This is a genomic window from Prochlorococcus sp. MIT 0701 (genome assembly GCF_000760295.1).
In the GTDB taxonomy this organism is placed as follows: domain Bacteria; phylum Cyanobacteriota; class Cyanobacteriia; order PCC-6307; family Cyanobiaceae; genus Prochlorococcus.
This window is the reverse complement of record NZ_JNBA01000013.1, coordinates 25,146-40,780: the sequence shown is the minus strand read 5'-3', so window position 1 is coordinate 40,780 and position 15,635 is coordinate 25,146. Positions and strand designations below refer to the sequence as shown.

Here is a 15,635-nt window from a genome sequence, read left to right as displayed (position 1 = left end):
TACCTCGGCAACAGAGCAATGACCCGCTTTGAAGCGGCTGCTCTATTGAATGCCTGCCTCGATCGCATCACTGAAGTTACCGACGAACTGCGTCGCTTGCTGCAGGAATTCGAGCAGGAGCTCGCAATCCTCAAGGGCCGTGTTGATGGCCTTGAGGCCCGCGTTGGTGAACTAGAAGCCACTCAGTTCTCCACCACCACCAAGCTGAACGGTAAGGCCCATATGGTGCTTGGCGGAACCAGCTATACCGGTGACGAGACCGATGACCTTACAGATGATGATGGTGATTACCTTGGCACTGACGCAGTTTCGTTTAACTACACTCTGCAGTTAGATCTGAACACCAGTTTTACGGGTAAGGATCTTCTCTATACTCGCCTGAAGACAGGCAACTTTGCAGATAGCGCATTTGGTGGCAAGGGTTACGTGAAGCCCGCCTACTTGAATGTTGCCAATAACAATCAAGATGTCGTTAAAGTTGACAAGCTCTGGTACACCTTCCCCATTGGTGACAGCTTCACTGCTTGGGTTGGTGCCAAGATTGAAAACTACTACATGCTTGGTAGTGCTCCATCGCTTTATCAGCCAATCTTGAAAGCATTCAAGTTGGGTGGTAACTACGGAGTTTATGGAGCCAGCACAGGGCAAGGCTTAGGTTTGGCTTGGAAGTCGCAAGTCGACGATCCGATGGATGCCAGGTTTGGTATTAGTGCCAACTATGTGGCCAAATATGGCTACAAAGGTGATCCTTCAGAAGGTGGTGTTGGTAACGGAAACTCCAAAGGTAAGTTCCTTGCCAAGGTCGATTACGGCAACCCTCAGTGGCAAGTTTCTGCTGCTTATGCCTACACCCAACAAGGCATGACTCAAGGCTTTGGTACAACAGATGGTGGTGCCAGTGTCTATAGCAAGTGCATAGGTACAAGTTCTTGTGGCGCTGATTCCAATGGAGTTGCGTTTAGAGCTTTTTGGCAGCCTGATGAGCCAGGTTTTATCCCTTCCTTCAGTGTTGGTTACGACTTCACTTCTTACAACCTGCCAGATGATGGGCCTGATGGCGTAGATCTGTCTGATAGCACACGTAGCCAAAGCATGGCTTGGTTCGCAGGCATGATGTGGAAGGATGCCTTCCTTCAGGGCAATACCCTTGGCGCTGCGGTCTCTGAGCTTCAGTGGGTGACTCAGATGAAGGGCGGTGACACCCCTGATGACGGCAACATGGCGTTTGAGCTGTGGTACAAGTTCCAGGTCACAGACAACATTTCTGTGACACCAGCTGTTTTCTACCTGAGCCGTCCGTTCGGACAGGAAACAGGTTCAGATGTAGAGCATGGTGGCGCCGGTGCTGATACTTTCGGTACCTTCGGTGGCCTCGTTCAAACAACATTTAAGTTCTGATCTGAGCTAGGGAGGGGATTTTCTTCCCTGGTTCGTCAGAACATCAAGGCGCCCCTCAAGCGGGCGTCTTTTTTTGTCTTTTGCAGTCATTCAATGCTGAAGAGAGCAAAGCAGAACACTTCATCACGCAAACAAGCTCTTGTTCTTTTATCAATAGATCCACGATCAGAGTGATAGGAAACTATGGGCCCCTTCTTTCTTTAGGGTTAGTATTATTGTCTCTTTTCTGAGCAGATTAGTTTTATTAGCCTTAATAAAAAAGGCTTCTTCCTGATTAGAAGAAGCCTGGGATTGAGCTTGTTTGTCTTCGTTTAGAGCGGTGTTCGTGAAAACTATTTCAGAATAGGTTCACCAGCAGTTTTCTCCTTCGCCGATCGGGACGCAAATATTAGATTTCTTTGCCTTTTTGGCAGCTTTCTTCGCATCTTCATCAGGTTTGCTTTCAGCATCGATGTCTTGATCAGTGGTCCACTCTTTCAGTCCTCCCATATCACCTTCACCTCCTTCACCAGCGTGACTCAGATTTGGCTGTAGTGCGTTTGCCGCCAGCAGAGCAGAAGCTGCAAGAAATATTGCTACGGGAGACTTTTTGCTCATGCTGATCGGCTCATTTTGAGATTCATTTTGACGCCTCCACGCCGCCATTGTTTGGCGATTCGATACCTGGCTTGGTATCAAATGACTCTGGCTTCAGTCGCCGAGGCGCCTGAGCAGGTTGGTGTAGGCCTGAAAAATCAAGTCCAGTTCTGGTGAACGGCCATGCTCGGCAAGAAGGGCGCGGGCACCAGCATTGAGGCCAAACAGAATGGTGCGGTCTTCATTGCTGCTGATATAGCTCTGGATCCAGCCAACACAAACCAGCCGCTCACCAGCAGTGACTGTTTCCACTGCATGCAGGCTTGTGCTGGGATAAATGATCACCTGGCCAGCTGGCAGCTTCACTTGCTTGCTGTCTTGCAAGGTTTGAATGCACAGAGCTCCTCCGTCGTAACTTTCTGGCTCGTTGAGAAACAGCGTGAAGGAGAGGTCGCTTCGTCCCGAGCTCATGTAAGCATTGTCGACATGCATTCCATAGCCCTGGCCCATACCGGATCGACTGAACATCACCCCGTGGATGTGCCTTGGCAAGGCAAAGCTCTTCACAAGCGGATCCGATTCAAGCTGCTTAATCACCAGTTGGCTGTTTTCTTTGGCGGTTTTTGAGTTGCGATCCAGTTGGAGGTTGTTCTTGACTGCGGCGGCTTGATATCCCGCTGTTTTACGTCCGTCCTGCCATGAGGTTTCGTCGGCCAAGAGAGTTGCACGCAATTGGCTCACAGTTGCCTCATCAAGCAATGGATGGGTCAGGGGCTCCATAGAGATTGCTGAGGAAATCCCATCATCAGAGCGTTGAGCCTCTTGGGTCGTGAGCGCATCATTTGTTACAGCGGCTGGTATGGAATGCGCAAGGAGGTTTTGAGTGCTCTCAATAGGGTGAGGCTTGCAACGTTAATGGTTTGTTGGCAATGGGTTTGAAGGCGCGTCTTACGTATTCAGGCTTGGCGGTCGTTCTCGCCCTTGGCACTGGATTCAGCCAAAACGGTGTTGCGAATGCTCGAGAAGTACGTGTTTATTCAGGTCGGCACTACAACACTGATCGTCAAATTTATAAGAAATTTTCTGAGCAAACAGGGATCAAGGTTCGGCTGATCGAATCTTCTGGTATTTCATTGGTAGAGCGTCTTAAACGAGAGGGGGCAAACTCTCAGGCAGATGTGATCATCCTTGTTGATGCGGCACGGATTAGTAATGCAGCAAAAGAGGGTCTTTTGCAACCTTCGCGCTCAGCACAATTGGATAGCGAAGTCCCTAGTGCCTATCGCGATCCGCAAGGCCGTTGGTATGGCCTGACCCGTCGCGTGCGGGTGATTGTTGCCAATCCATCGAAGGTGAACGTTGGCAGTATTCGCACTTATGCCGATCTGGCTAGCCCCTCACTTAAAGGGAAGGTGTGTCTACGCAAGCGCAACAACGTCTACAACCAATCTTTAGTCGCTGATCAGCTTGTGTTGCGCGGTGAGGCGGCAACCAAGAGTTGGTTGCAGGGAATGGTCTCTAACGTTTCCCAGCCTTACTTTGGAGGAGATGTCTCCCTGGCTCGTGCTGTCTCACAAGGCATCTGTGGCGTTGGCATCGTTAATCACTACTATGTTGCGCGGATGCGTGCTGGTGTGAGCGGATCGAAAGACAAGGCTCTTGCTAATTCGCTCACGGTTATCACACCTGATCCCGCCCACGTCAATGTCAGTGCTGGTGGGTTGGCTAGGTATGCAAAGAATAAGAAGGAGGCGATTCAGCTGCTCGAATTTCTTGCTTCCCCCGATGGCAGTCAAGGCATGGCTGGCCCCACCTATGAACATCCGTTGAATGGCTATGGAACGTCGTTAGAACTCAAAAAGTTCGGCACTTTCCGCCCCGATCGGGTCACGATTAACCAGCTCGGAGCCAATAATGCCAAGGCGATTCAGTTGATGGCTCAATCCGGTTGGAAATAGGGTTTTAGGCTTTTGGGTTCAGGGCTAGAGCCCTTCTTAGGGAGATCCTTTGAAAGGGTCTTCCTCGAACTCTGCAGACTGCGAAGCGCAGAGAGGGGAATTCTCGAGATAGTCGTTTGAGTTTATTTGCGAGGGTTTTCTTCGCCTTTGCTTGTTGCAGGTTTGGCCCTGACAGCACTAGTGCTTGGTGCCCAGCCCTTTCCTTCTCAGGCAATGGTTGTCGTTGCTCTGGTGTTGCTGATTACGGCTCGTTTCTGCTTGATTCGTCTCGGCATTACCCAAAGCAGGTCTACAGCATTGGCGTTGATGTTGCCATTGTTGTTGGCATGGGCTTGCTGGTGGGGGCAGCCGAGGCCGGGACCTTTGGACCCTGTGCGTTTGTTGGCGAGTGGCGATTCTTTTGATCATTCATCGCGCCTACCGCTTCGCAGCAGCATCGAAGGCCGGCTGCTGAGTGATAGTCGATTGCTTCGTGATAGCAGGTTTGTGGTTGATAGTTGCCGTGCATTGTTGGCGGTGAACCGGATCAATGGCCTGCCGAGGCATGGCCGTAGTGAAGTTCAGCTACGACCTTGCCCTCGGCTTTTGCAGCAGGGTTGGCGAATCCGTGTGCATGGTCTGTTGCGCGCTCCGGCTCTAGGGCCTCATTCGCTACTGCCTGGGCCAGCGGAGCGGCTTCAGCAGCAGGGAAGTTGGAGCCAATTTTGGGGTGATCAGGTGGAGGTGTTGGAACGTCCCTGGACGCCCATCGCCGATGCTCGTCGTCAGGTCGCCATGCGCTTACAGCAACTGGCCGGTCCACGTTCGGGCGGATTGCTGGCGGCTTTGGTTCTGGGTCGTGCCCAAGTTGATCTGCCGCTTGATTTGGTTAAGGCGTTCCGCGTTGCTGGCCTTTCCCATGCCTTGGCGGCTTCGGGCTTTCATCTTTCTGTGCTGTTGGGAGCGTCGCTGGGGATTGCTCGGTTGCTGCCAAGGCCCTTTCGTTTGACGTTTGCTGCAACGGCATTGATCAGCTTTTTGATGCTGGCCGGACCACAACCGTCGGTTGTGAGAGCTGTGTTGATGGGTAGCACGGTGTTGTTGATCAACGAGGGCGGAGGCCGCAGTCGTCCTCTAGGGGTGTTGCTAGCGACGTTGGTGCTGATGCTGTTGGTGAATCCCGCCTGGGCGCGTTCGATTGGTTTTCAATTGAGTGCGGCAGCTACGGCCGGATTGGTCGTCACAGCAGGGCCCCTAGAGCAGGCTCTATCCAAGCGTCTACCTACATGGCTTCGAGGGTTGGCACCGGCGCTGGCTATTCCTTTGGTCGCAATCGTCTGGACGATGCCACTACAGATTGTCCATTTTGGATCCACTCCTGTCTATGCCCTATTGGCGAATCTGCTGGTTGCTCCTTTGTTGGTGCTACTCACCCTCTCAGCGATGGCGTTGGCCTGGTTGTGTTTGCTCTTGCCTGCTGGTTTGCTGACTCCATTGCTGAACTGGATCAGTTGGCCGATCCAGCATTTGGCTGGGTTATTGATTGCTCTGGTGCGTTGGATCTGCACTTGGCCAATGGCGCAGTTGTTCACCGGTCATCCCCAGCCTTGGTTGGTGCTTTTGTTGGTGTTGGGATTGCTGCCTTGGTTGGTAACGGGATTGCGTTACTGGCGTCACTGGGGAGTGGTTGCGTTGTTGGTTTGTTCGTTATCGCAGGCTGTTGTACAGATGGGCGATGGATTCGTGGTGGTGCATCAGCGCAGTCGGCAATGGTTACTAGCTAGGCATCGTGGGCGGGCGGTTTTGGTTAGTACTCATGGAGATGGTCGTAGCTGTTGGCAGGCTCGTCGGTTGAGTGAAGCGTTTGGCCATGCCCGTCTTGATTGGGCGATGGTCTTGGATCCGGTTGCCAGTGAGGCGGCGTCCTGTTGGCGAAATCTGGCCCATACCGTGCTGGCTGAGCATCAGGGCGTGATGCCTTTGCAGGTTGGACAGCGGTTAGTCAGTCCTGGCCTGGAGGTGAGACCAATCGCTGCAGCAGAGCAGAGTTTGCAGTTGAGAGCTGGTCGTTTGCGTTGGCATCTGCTGCCAACGCGTCAGGCCTATTGGAGTTGGCGCGATCGTCAGGGTTTGGATGGCGTGGAGCGTCAACCTTTAGTCAAATCAGAGGGTTTGACAGGGGTATGGCTTGGCTTTGTACCAACCTCTCTTGAGCGGCGATGGTTGGTACAACACACTGCAGGGCGGCTTTGGGTCAGTGGTAGAGCCAGCGGCTCCTTCAGCATGGTGGCCTCAGCGTTTTAAAGTTGACTTGCGTCTTTACGGGCGTCTGGAGAGGTGGCTGAGTGGTCGAAAGCGAACGACTCGAAATCGTTTGACGGGAAACCGTCCGTGGGTTCGAATCCCACCCTCTCCGTTGCTTGATTCTTCTTCCCTGGTGCAAAATATGAAAATTGCTCGAGGTATTTCAAAATGAATAAATTGCGTAAGTTTTTCCTGATTGCATTTTGGCTAGGAGCATTTGTTGTTCTGGTTTACCTCATACAGACATATGGCATTGAGCCGCTTCGTAATGCGGTGGAAAGTATGGGCATTTGGGCCCCTTTGGGGATAATGCTACTTCGAGGGATTAGTATCATTTTGCCTGCTTTGCCTAGTTCTGCATATTCACTTTTAGCAGGTTCTCTATTGGGGTTTAAAACAGGATACATAACAATTGTTTTAGCTGATCTTATCTTTTGCCAAGCAGCATTTTTTATAGCTAGAAACTATGGAAGAGAGCCTGTTCGCCGCTTGGTTGGAGTTAAAGCAATGAAGAGAATCGAAGGCTTCAATCAAAATCAACTGGAAGGAAACTTTTTCCTTATGACCGGACTCCTTATGACCGGACTTTTCGATTTCCTTAGCTACGCCATTGGAATAGGCGGAACACGTTGGCGTCTTTTTACTCCAGCCTTAATTGTAAGTCTATTGATTAGTGATTCCATCATTGTTGCTGTCGGTGCTGGAGTAAGTCAGGGGGCTGGTTTGATGCTTGGAGCTGCTCTACTTGGGATGTTTGTACTTGCTAGTGTCGCTGGTCTTACTAAGAAGAAGGTCTCTAGTCCTAATCAATAGGATTCAAAAATGTCTTGTTACCACTATTTTTTTGAAATCAGTCTTTAGTAAAAGAGGCTTAGCAGAGATGGTTAAGTGCGCATGGATTTTTGAATCACTTTGAGCCAATTGTCACCATAGATTCCCCTTTGTTCTCTCGTCTCCCTAAATGCGAGGAGGCTCTTTCAGATTTTTGGCCGTTCAGCGGTGTTTGCTAGAGATCAGCACTACCAAAAGGTTTTGATTGCTGCTGGGCTCTTAGCTTTCCTTCCAGCCGAGGTTTGTTCTGCGTATGTCAGGAGATTCTGGCAAAAGCTTTTATCAAGCCAAAAATGGCCTAAATGAAATTAATTGATTTCTGCTGACCTTCCTGTGACAGGCCAAGAAAAGTCCACTAAAAAAGGGGTCTCTAGCCTGGTTCAGGGAATCCAGCAACGCTTTCAAGCCTTTGTTACTAAACCAAAGGGGGCGTCCAAGGCCACGCCACAGGCTTCTGCTAAGCAGCCCAGCAGGACCGAGGATAGGGTCCAGGATTTTAGTTATGTTTCACTGCAGCCCAAGGACTCAAACTGGGCACGCTGCAGCTGGAGCATCAGCAAAGCCGATCAGCAACGGGCAAAAAAATCAAAGGCAAAAGCCCTATGTCTGCGGCTGGTCGATCTGTACAGCCACGCCGATGCCTTGATCAGTAGGCATGCAATCAAAGAAATTCTTGTGGATAGCGAGGCTAATGAGTGGTTTCTTCCTGTGCCGATGGGCGGCCGTGACTATCTCCTTGAGCTGGGCTATCAGCTTCCTAAGGGAGGTTGGCTGTCACTAGCTTTCTCAGAACCGGTATATGTGCCGCAGAGCGATCCTTCTGAGCAGAGTTCTGATCCCTCATATAGCTCTTTCCGCCAGGAGCAAGACTTCGCCTCCCAACCTTTTTCTCCGACTTCGTCTGTTGCTGAAGTTGCTGATTTTGGTGATGACGGAATGCACGAGCAGATGTATCAGCGTGCAATTTCAAATCATCCCAACCCCAGCTTTGGCATTGGCTCGGAGACTCTTCAGGGAGATGGTCGTTCCGATCGCACCAGGCGGCTGAGTAATGATTCTGGCTCTGGATTGTTGGACAGTGGTCCTGGACAGTTTTTACGCCGCCGCCGTGAATCTCAGCAGAACGATTCCGACCATGCACCTGATTCTGATTGGTTCTGACCGGTTGGTGATCGCTTCGCTAATTGTTTACTTCAGATCTGTATTGGTTCAATCGTTGGTTCATACAGATCAGCAATAGGTGTATGAGTTGATGAATCGCTAATAAGGCTTAGTCAAGCTGTGTGCCGTAGCCTCCTGCCCCTGGGGTGCAGATCAGCAACGCCTCTCCAGCTTCGATATTGATCGTTGCGCATCCTTTCAGCGGCTCTCTTCTTCCATTGACGTGTTCAAGTTGGTTTGCTCCTAACGCCCCCGGCAGGCCGCCTGATAGCCCGAACGGTGCAATCCGTCTGGATCCAGAGAGAATCGACGCTGTCATTGGCGCTAGGAAGCGAAATTGTCGCAGCAGCCCATCACCACCACGCCATCGCCCAAGGCCGCCACTGCCATGTCGTAACGCAAAGAGCTCCAGCCGTACCGGATAGCGCTGCTCAAGGATCTCTGGATCCGTGAGGCGGGAATTGGTCATGTGCGTCTGTATGCCATCAGCACCATCAAACCCTTTGCCAGCACCACTGCCGCCGCCAATCGTTTCGTAATACTGATGTTCGCTGTCGCCGAAGGTGAGATTATTCATCGTGCCCTGGCTTGCTGCCATAACCCCTAGGGCAGCGAACAATAGATTGCAGAGCGCTTGGGAGGTCTCCACATTTCCTGCTACGACTGCTGCAGGTGGCTGCGGGTTGAGCAAGCAGCCATCGGGAACGATCAGTTCAAGCGGTTCAAAGCAACCGGCGTTGAGTGGGATCGTTTCTTTCACTAAACAGCGGAAGACATAAAGCACCGCTGCTTTTGTTACGGCTAGCGGGGCCTGGAAATTGTCAGAGCCCTGGGCTGAGGTGCCAGTGAAATCAAGCTTCGCTGTGCGCTGATGCTTATCAATTGAGATCTGTAGGCAAAGCTTTGCGCCATTGTCGAGCTCTACTGAGAAGGCGCGATTGTTCAATGTTGGGATCACATTGCGCACCGCTTCGGCCGCATTGGCCTGTACATAGGTCATGTATCTGTTGATTTGTCGATCACCTGTGCTGGCTACAAGAGCCGTCAGTTCTTGAACTCCTAACTGGTTGGCGGCGACTTGCGCTTGTAGATCGGCGAGCAATTCGGCTGGGTTTCGTGGCGGCATGTTGCCGCTGTGAAGCCTTTGCTCCCAGCTCTTTCGGTCGTGGTGACCATCGATCACAAAAGACACGTTACGGAGGAGAAGTCCTTCGTCTTTGATGCTGCGACTAAAGGGCGGCATCGAACCGGGCGTGAGTCCACCCACATCGGCATGATGCCCACGACAGGCGACGAAATAGCTTGGCTTGTCGCTTGTGGTGAACACAGGTGTGATCGCTGTGATGTCTGGTAGATGGGTGCCGCCATGGAAGGGATCGTTGCTGAGTACTGTCTCGCCTGGGCGCAGTGGCTCGCGTTCGCCAGCGGTAATCTGTGCCAGAAGATCGGCGACTGATTCACCCATCGAGCCAAGGTGAACCGGAATGTGAGGGGCATTGGCGACGAGTGCACCCTGATGATCGAATAAGGCGCAAGAGAAATCCAGTCGTTCGCGGATGTTCACTGAACGACTGGTTTGACGTAGTCGTTCTCCCATTTGTTCGGCGATGGCCATGAAGCGATGATGGAATAACTCCAGCAACACTGGATCTGGCGTTTGCTTGACGAGTGCTACAGGGTGTCTGGTAATCACTGAATCTGCAGGGATGGCATCGAGTACAAGAGCTCCTTGTTGATCGACGCTTGCTTGCCAACCGGGCTCTAGCACGATGCAACCTGTGGCTTCTAAGATCAGCGCTGGCCCTTCTAGTACAGACCCTGCTGTCAGACGATCGCGATGATGGAGGGGCACCTGCTGCCAGCCAAGATTTGGCCAATGCACCTCAGCATGTTGATGCTCGCCCCGTGGTGGAGTCGTATGTAGTTGGACGTCACCTCGACTTGATCGGCCTTGATCGCTTGGGGATGCGGTGGCCACTACTGCGACTTCGAGTCTTTCCACCACTAAAGGCTGATTGTGAGGAGGGATATAGCTAAAGCGCTGTTGGTGGGCGACCTCGAATGCCTTTTGTATATCCGTGATGCAAGTGGTTGGCTTCAGCGACAGCGTCAAGCCTTGTTCGCTGGATGCGTAGCGCAGTTCTATGCGGGCCCAACGCTTTGGGGGAGCTGCGTCAACAGCACTTGCAAGGTCTCCTGATTCTTGTAGTAGTTGTTCTGCTTGCGTCTGTTCCAGCTTGATGAGCTGCTGAAGTTTGTCCAATAAGTCTTCGTTAAGAGGTTCACGCACAGACCTTTCGCGTAATTGACGTTGACGGGCATGGCCCATCCCATGGGCTGAGAGCACGCCCGCTAAGGGGTGAAGCAGCACTCGCTTCAGTCCTAGCTGAGCTGCTAGTCGGCAGGCATGTTGCCCACTGGCCCCTCCGAAGGCCACAAGCACGCCTCCACGGATGTCATGACCGCGTAGTAACGAGACCTGTCGGATTGCATCAGCCATGCGTTCGATAGCGATTGCTAAGGCACCTTCTGCGCTGTCTTCTGGTGTGCTGCCGATCGTCTCCGCTAGTTGTCTAAAGCGCTTTTGGACAACGGTTAGGTCTGGGGGCTGGTTAGCCGATGGGCCGAAAAGTGCTGGAAATTCGTTCACCTGTAGGCGACCCAGCAAGAGATTGGCGTCCGTGATCGTCAGTGGACCGCCACGGCGGTAGCAGGCTGGTCCGGGGTCAGCACCAGCTGAGCGAGGCCCAACCTGTAGCCGTTCGCCATCACTGCTGATGATTGATCCACCACCTGCTGCCACGGTGTGGATTGGTAACCTCTGCGCCATTAAGCGCTGGCCGGCCACCTCTGTTTCAGGGCTGCGCTGCCAGTCTTCCTCCTGTTGCCCGGCAGGGACATGAAACACATCGGTGGAGGTTCCGCCCATGTCGAAGCCCAGTAGAGGTTGTTGGGCGAGGCCTGATGCTCGTGCTGCGGCGACAGCACCAACCATCCCACCTGCCGGTCCGGAGAGAATGGTGTCTTTAGCGAGTAACCATTTAGGTGTCAGCAATGAACCGCTTGAGCCCATGATGCGTAGACGTGTTGACGGTCCGAGCTCCTTGCGGACTTGGTTCAGATATTTGAAAAGTACTGGTGAAACAGTCCCTTCCACAAGTGTGGTTTGTCCTCTGGGTACCAGGCGTGGCAGGGGGCAAACTTGATGGGAGCAAACCACGGAGTTAAATCCCAGCTGATTTAACCAGTCCTGCAAGTGCAGTTCGTGTTCGGGGTTGCGGTAGGCATGTAGGAGAGCAATGGCACAGCTTTTCAAGCCTGCCTTGGCATGCCGCTGCACTTCATCTTCTAGGGCTGCATCGAAGCTGATCGGTTCGATTTCTTGCCCTTTGGCATCGAGGCGGCCTGGCACCTCGATCACGGCTCGGGCCAGGAAGGGCGTGCGGCGGATCTGTAGAGCAAATAATTCAGGCCGATGCTGATCGCCGATGCGGAGCAGATCTCTGAAACCTCGATTGCAGAAGAGAAGAACCGCTTCTCCTGCATTTTCAAGCAAGGCATTGGTCGCCACGGTGGTGCCGAGGCGCACTTCTTCAATCAAGCCGATGGGAATTGGTTGTCCTGCTTTGAGCTCCAACACCTCCCGGATCGCTCGGACGGCTGGATCACCAGGCTGGCCTGGCTGTTCCGAGAGCACCTTGCGGACAATGCATTCTCCAGCGGGATTGATTCCGACAAGATCTGTGAAGGTTCCGCCGCGATCGATCCAGAACTGCCAAGGCATGCAATTGAGCCAGTGGCTTGGCGGAGAATCGTGCCTCCATTATCGAGCCTTGCGGGAGTTGCTTACTAGGCCTTGTGTTCAGGAGTGAAACAGAAGCACAAGGCCTTGGCTGACTTGGTGGAATTCTCTCTCTTCGCGACTTAGGTCCAAACCGACTTGAAGAGCTTCTTTTAGTGCATCTTCAAAGGGGGGGGTGAGTGGGGCATTTTGTTGTCTACATAAAGCTGCAATGCCCACGGGAGTGGCATGCCAGCGAAAGCGCCCAGTTTCACCAATCGCAGGTTGATTGAGGGCATCTTCAAGGAGGGAATTGATCGGCATGCTTCAAGTGGGCTTACCCCAGCTTCGGAACGCAGCACTCTTGCTGCAATCGGCTGAGAGACTTCGTGATGAACTGAGGATCAATCCGCTATGGCTGGCAAGGCCCCAGAAGACTTGCCCAAACGGATTGCTTTGGTGCATGAATGGTTCACGCCCCGTGCCGTAGGGGGGGCTGAGCAGGTAGTGCAATCTATCGATGCTCTGTTGAGCAGATTGGGCTGTCAACCAGACTTGGCAGCTCTGGTTGATGGAGAAAGCCTTAGGCCAGGAAGCTGGCTGGAAGGTCGCGCCATTCAGACCAGTCCGATTCAACATCTCCCCTGGGGAGTGAGCCATGTGCAGCAATACCTGCCCTTATTGCCCCTTGCGATTGAGCAGTTAGATGTGGGTGATTACCCCTTGGTGATCAGCAGCAGCCATCTTGTGGCCAAGGGGGTACTCACCTCTCCTGAGCAGCTCCATGTGAGTTACGTGCACACTCCCGTTCGTTATGCATGGGATCAGATGCATGCCTATTTTGCGTCGCTCGGCCTTGGCACAAAGCGGTTTAGGGCCGTTGATCCGTTGGCAATTGCATGTTCTCAGGCAGTGGGATCAGCTCAGTGGTGCGCGCGTGAATCATCTTTTGGCCAATTCCCGCTTTACAGCGCGGCGGATTGCTTGTTTCTGGGGGCGTGAAGCGGAGGTGGTGCATCCACGGGTGAAGGTGGATCGCTTCCGCTGGGATCAGCCTCGCAATGATGTGTACCTCTGTGTTTGTCGCCTTGTTCCTTACAAGCGAGTGGATCTTGTGATTGAGGCCTTCAATCGATTGCGCTTGCCTCTGTTGGTGGTTGGCGATGGACCGGAGCGGACATTCCTAGAAGAGTTGGCAGGGCCCACAGTGCAGTTGCTAGGTCGTCAAGCCCAGGCGCAGGTTGAGGCCTTGATGGCAAGTTGCCGAGCCTTCGTTTATGCCGCTTAGGAGGACTTTGGAATTACACCAGTGGAAGCCATGGCAGCAGGTGCCCCAGTGATTGGCTTAGGGAGGGGTGGCTTGCTCGATAGCGTGCGTTGTGCGGCGGCGGGAAGGCCTTACCCAACAGGGGTCTTGTTCCCTGAACAGACAGTCGCATCAGTCGCGCAGGCGGTTGCCTGGTTTGAGGAACGTCAGCTTTGGCAGCAATTGACCCCTGAAGTCGTACGCCTTTGCGCAGAACAATTCCGTCCGGAAGCTTTTGCGTCGCGTTTTGAGACGGCACTGCGTCAGGCCTGGCAACAACATCAGCAGGCCTGTGCCGTTGCTGCGAGTGACCCTGTGGAGCTTTTAGAGTTTCGATCCTGATCTTGAGTAGGCGAGCCGCTTGGAGAGATCATGAGATTGGCCTCCAGGCGCTTTGTGTTTCATGGGGGTAGTAGAGCCCTTGGCCGAGGGGCTTCTCGTCGTCATCTTGAGGTGCTTGCAGCCCCAGCCTCAACGTTGCCTGCGAATGCCTTGATTGGGCAGCAGAGTCGCTTGGGGAGATCGATTAAACGATCTGGAGATGTGGTGTTTTCCCTTGCTGTGATCAGCCTCGGCTCTCCTGTCTTTCTCCTTTTGGCGTTGCTGGTCAAACTCAGCTCACCTGGGCCTGTTTTTTATGTGCAGCGACGAGTAGGTCGTGATTATCGACACTTTGGCTGTATCAAGTTCCGCACGATGAGAGCAGATGCCGACGACATCCTTGCAAATTTGCTTGTTAAATCTGCTTCGATGAGGGCTGAATTTGAGCGTGATTTTAAGCTTCGTAAGGATCCTCGGATCACACCAATTGGTCGATTTTTGCGTCGTTCCAGCCTTGATGAACTGCCTCAGTTTTTGAATGTGCTGCGGGGTGAAATGAGTTTGGTTGGTCCTAGACCAATCGTTGATAAAGAACTTGAACGCTATGGGGAGTTTATGCATGAAGTTGCTTCTGTACGCCCTGGGCTGACTGGTCTGTGGCAGGTGAGTGGTCGCAACAATCTCAGCTATGCCAAGCGGGTTCGCCTTGACCTTGCTTATGCCCGGGGGCGCTCATTCATGTTGGACTTAGCGATCATTCTGCGCACCTTTGGTGTGCTGTTGCTGCCTATGGATCGCGGTGCCTACTGAGGCGAAGGGTTCAGTCTCGTGCCCAGCGCTGGTTGCAACGAGCTGAACACTTCATCTCGCTTTCCGGATAGCTGTAACCAGCCTTACGAGCGTTCTTCTCCACTTCGGCGGGATTGGAACCGCTGAAGGTTCTGGTGGTTTTTGCCTGAGCAGGGATCTGCACCAACAGCAGCAGCAGAGCTGTGGCTGTGATGGTGATCATTCGCATTGGCTTGGTTAGAGCAGAACCAGCGCAATCATGATCCAGACCAGTTCAAGCCAACTGGTGAGTGCCAGGATGCGCTGCAGAGCATTTTGGTCTGCCGGCGGTTGATCGATTGCCAGCAAGGGTTTGTCCACCCATCGGTTGCCGTATCGGTTGCGTCCGCCCATTCGCACCCCGGCACAGTGGGCATAGATCGCTTCGGACCGTCCGGCGTTGGGGGAGTGATCCAAGCCTCCGTCTTGTTCCGCTGCCATCACCACAGCCGGCAGCTGGCGCCAAGGCTTGCTGATTAGAGGAAGGGTGAGCATCACCAGGCGGCAGGGGAGCCAGGTGAGTAGATCATCGAGTCGTGCTCCGGCAGTGCCCAGCCATTGCAGTTTTCCCTGCCGATAGCCCAGCATCGAATCAAGGGTGCTGGAGGCCTTGAAGCTCCAGGCCAGAGCTAGAGGGCCTGGCCATGCATTGGAAACATGCCAGAGGCCAACACCGATCAGCATCCAGAACAGCGGTGCAAACACGCCATCCACGGCGTTTTCGGCTGCGCTTTCAGAGGTAGCCCGCAGAATCTCCTGCTTATTCAACTGGGATACATCGCGTCCCACGATCCAGCTCAGCTGCAGACGGGCGATAGACAGGTCTCCTCCCGCGTCTGTGGGCAGCGCCTTCAACACCTTCAAGATGCTGTGACGGAGGCTGCCGGCGGCGAGGGCACTGGCCAGAGCGATTACCAGAAGGGGGATCCCGAGCCAGGGTGGGGCGATGCCCTCCTGCAGGGCGAGGCGTTCGATCGCCCAACCAAATGCACCGCTGCCGCTGACCAGCACAGCAGTGATCAGAACGCCACCAATGCGCAGCAGCACGGGGCGATTCCCGGCGATCGCTTCGGCAACATGGCGCAGCTGTTTGATCACAGCTCCCATCAACTCAACAGGATGTAGACACCAGCGCGGATCACCGATCAGCAGGTCGAGACCTGCTGCAGTGATGACTAGCAGAATGGCCAGG

12 protein-coding genes, 1 tRNA gene and 1 pseudogene are annotated in these 15,635 nt (G+C 53.4%); 8 read left to right on the top strand and 6 right to left on the bottom strand.

The annotated features are described in order from the left end of the window. Positions 1–1,398 (top strand): iron uptake porin (locus EV12_RS03195; protein ID WP_036911852.1); only part of this gene is annotated, 1,398 nt, incomplete at its 5' end. 348 nt (positions 1,399–1,746) lie between these two features. Here the strand turns inward: EV12_RS03195 and EV12_RS03190 are convergent. Both EV12_RS03190 and EV12_RS03185 read right to left on the bottom strand, forming a co-directional pair. After that, complete coding sequence (locus EV12_RS03190) at positions 1,747–1,995, bottom strand: hypothetical protein (protein WP_011826666.1); 249 nt, start codon at positions 1,993–1,995, stop codon at positions 1,747–1,749. 93 nt (positions 1,996–2,088) lie between these two features. Then, complete coding sequence (locus EV12_RS03185) at positions 2,089–2,754, bottom strand: Fe2+-dependent dioxygenase (RefSeq protein ID WP_036911839.1); 666 nt, start codon at positions 2,752–2,754, stop codon at positions 2,089–2,091. 149 nt (positions 2,755–2,903) lie between these two features. On the opposite strand from EV12_RS03185, the gene EV12_RS03180 reads away from it, so the two are divergent. From EV12_RS03180 to EV12_RS12870, 5 genes are all read left to right on the top strand, one after another. Further along, positions 2,904–3,932: a Fe(3+) ABC transporter substrate-binding protein gene (locus EV12_RS03180; protein WP_036911838.1), complete on the top strand. Its 1,029-nt coding sequence runs from the start codon at positions 2,904–2,906 to the stop codon at positions 3,930–3,932. 162 nt (positions 3,933–4,094) lie between these two features. After that, positions 4,095–6,215 (top strand): ComEC/Rec2 family competence protein, encoded by a 2,121-nt coding sequence (locus tag EV12_RS03175; protein WP_241477265.1) that lies wholly within the window; start codon positions 4,095–4,097, stop codon positions 6,213–6,215. Between the two features lie 27 nt (positions 6,216–6,242). Continuing rightward, a tRNA-Ser gene (locus tag EV12_RS03170) sits at positions 6,243–6,327 on the top strand. Positions 6,328–6,383: 56 nt separating this feature from the next. Beyond that, on the top strand, positions 6,384–7,028 hold the full coding sequence (locus EV12_RS03165; RefSeq protein WP_036911836.1) for a TVP38/TMEM64 family protein: 645 nt from the start codon (positions 6,384–6,386) through the stop codon (positions 7,026–7,028). 330 nt (positions 7,029–7,358) lie between these two features. Further along, positions 7,359–8,207 carry a DUF4912 domain-containing protein gene (locus EV12_RS12870; RefSeq protein WP_052043457.1) on the top strand — a complete coding sequence of 283 codons (849 nt, stop codon included), beginning with the start codon at positions 7,359–7,361 and terminating at the stop codon, positions 8,205–8,207. A gap of 109 nt (positions 8,208–8,316) precedes the next feature. Here EV12_RS12870 and EV12_RS03155 read toward each other — a convergent pair whose 3' ends face one another. Beyond that, positions 8,317–11,991 (bottom strand): hydantoinase B/oxoprolinase family protein, encoded by a 3,675-nt coding sequence (locus EV12_RS03155; protein WP_036911835.1) that lies wholly within the window; start codon positions 11,989–11,991, stop codon positions 8,317–8,319. A 78-nt stretch (positions 11,992–12,069) separates the two neighbouring features. Further along, positions 12,070–12,312: a hypothetical protein gene (locus EV12_RS03150; protein WP_011826631.1), complete on the bottom strand. Its 243-nt coding sequence runs from the start codon at positions 12,310–12,312 to the stop codon at positions 12,070–12,072. A 90-nt stretch (positions 12,313–12,402) separates the two neighbouring features. Here EV12_RS03150 and EV12_RS03145 point away from each other — a divergent pair. Both EV12_RS03145 and EV12_RS03140 read left to right on the top strand, forming a co-directional pair. Next, a pseudogene (locus tag EV12_RS03145) lies at positions 12,403–13,636 on the top strand (glycosyltransferase). A 30-nt stretch (positions 13,637–13,666) separates the two neighbouring features. Beyond that, a complete protein-coding gene (locus EV12_RS03140) occupies positions 13,667–14,425 on the top strand; it encodes a sugar transferase (RefSeq protein ID WP_036911834.1) in 759 nt (252 codons plus the stop codon). Between the two features lie 10 nt (positions 14,426–14,435). On the opposite strand, the gene EV12_RS03135 is transcribed toward EV12_RS03140, so the two are convergent. Together EV12_RS03135 and cbiB are read right to left on the bottom strand one after the other, a co-directional pair. Beyond that, entirely contained in the window at positions 14,436–14,633 is a 198-nt protein-coding gene (locus EV12_RS03135; protein ID WP_036911831.1) for a hypothetical protein, read from the bottom strand. A gap of 8 nt (positions 14,634–14,641) precedes the next feature. After that, the gene (cbiB, locus tag EV12_RS03130; protein ID WP_152562316.1) at positions 14,642–15,634 is read right to left on the bottom strand and encodes an adenosylcobinamide-phosphate synthase CbiB; all 993 of its coding nucleotides are present in this window, start codon (positions 15,632–15,634) and stop codon (positions 14,642–14,644) included. Between the last annotated feature and the right edge of the window lies 1 nt (position 15,635).

Bases quoted from the DNA above. Each gene is read 5' to 3' on its own strand.
- EV12_RS03135 (WP_036911831.1), bottom strand. From the start codon at position 14,633: ATGCGAATGATCACCATCACAGCCACAGCTCTGCTGCTGCTGTTGGTG.
- EV12_RS03180 (WP_036911838.1), top strand. From the start codon at position 2,904: ATGGGTTTGAAGGCGCGTCTTACGTATTCAGGCTTGGCGGTCGTTCTC.
- EV12_RS03185 (WP_036911839.1), bottom strand. From the start codon at position 2,754: ATGGAGCCCCTGACCCATCCATTGCTTGATGAGGCAACTGTGAGCCAA.
- EV12_RS03155 (WP_036911835.1), bottom strand. From the start codon at position 11,991: ATGCCTTGGCAGTTCTGGATCGATCGCGGCGGAACCTTCACAGATCTT.
- EV12_RS03150 (WP_011826631.1), bottom strand. From the start codon at position 12,312: ATGCCGATCAATTCCCTCCTTGAAGATGCCCTCAATCAACCTGCGATT.
- EV12_RS03190 (WP_011826666.1), bottom strand. From the start codon at position 1,995: ATGAGCAAAAAGTCTCCCGTAGCAATATTTCTTGCAGCTTCTGCTCTG.
- EV12_RS03165 (WP_036911836.1), top strand. From the start codon at position 6,384: ATGAATAAATTGCGTAAGTTTTTCCTGATTGCATTTTGGCTAGGAGCA.
- EV12_RS03140 (WP_036911834.1), top strand. From the start codon at position 13,667: ATGAGATTGGCCTCCAGGCGCTTTGTGTTTCATGGGGGTAGTAGAGCC.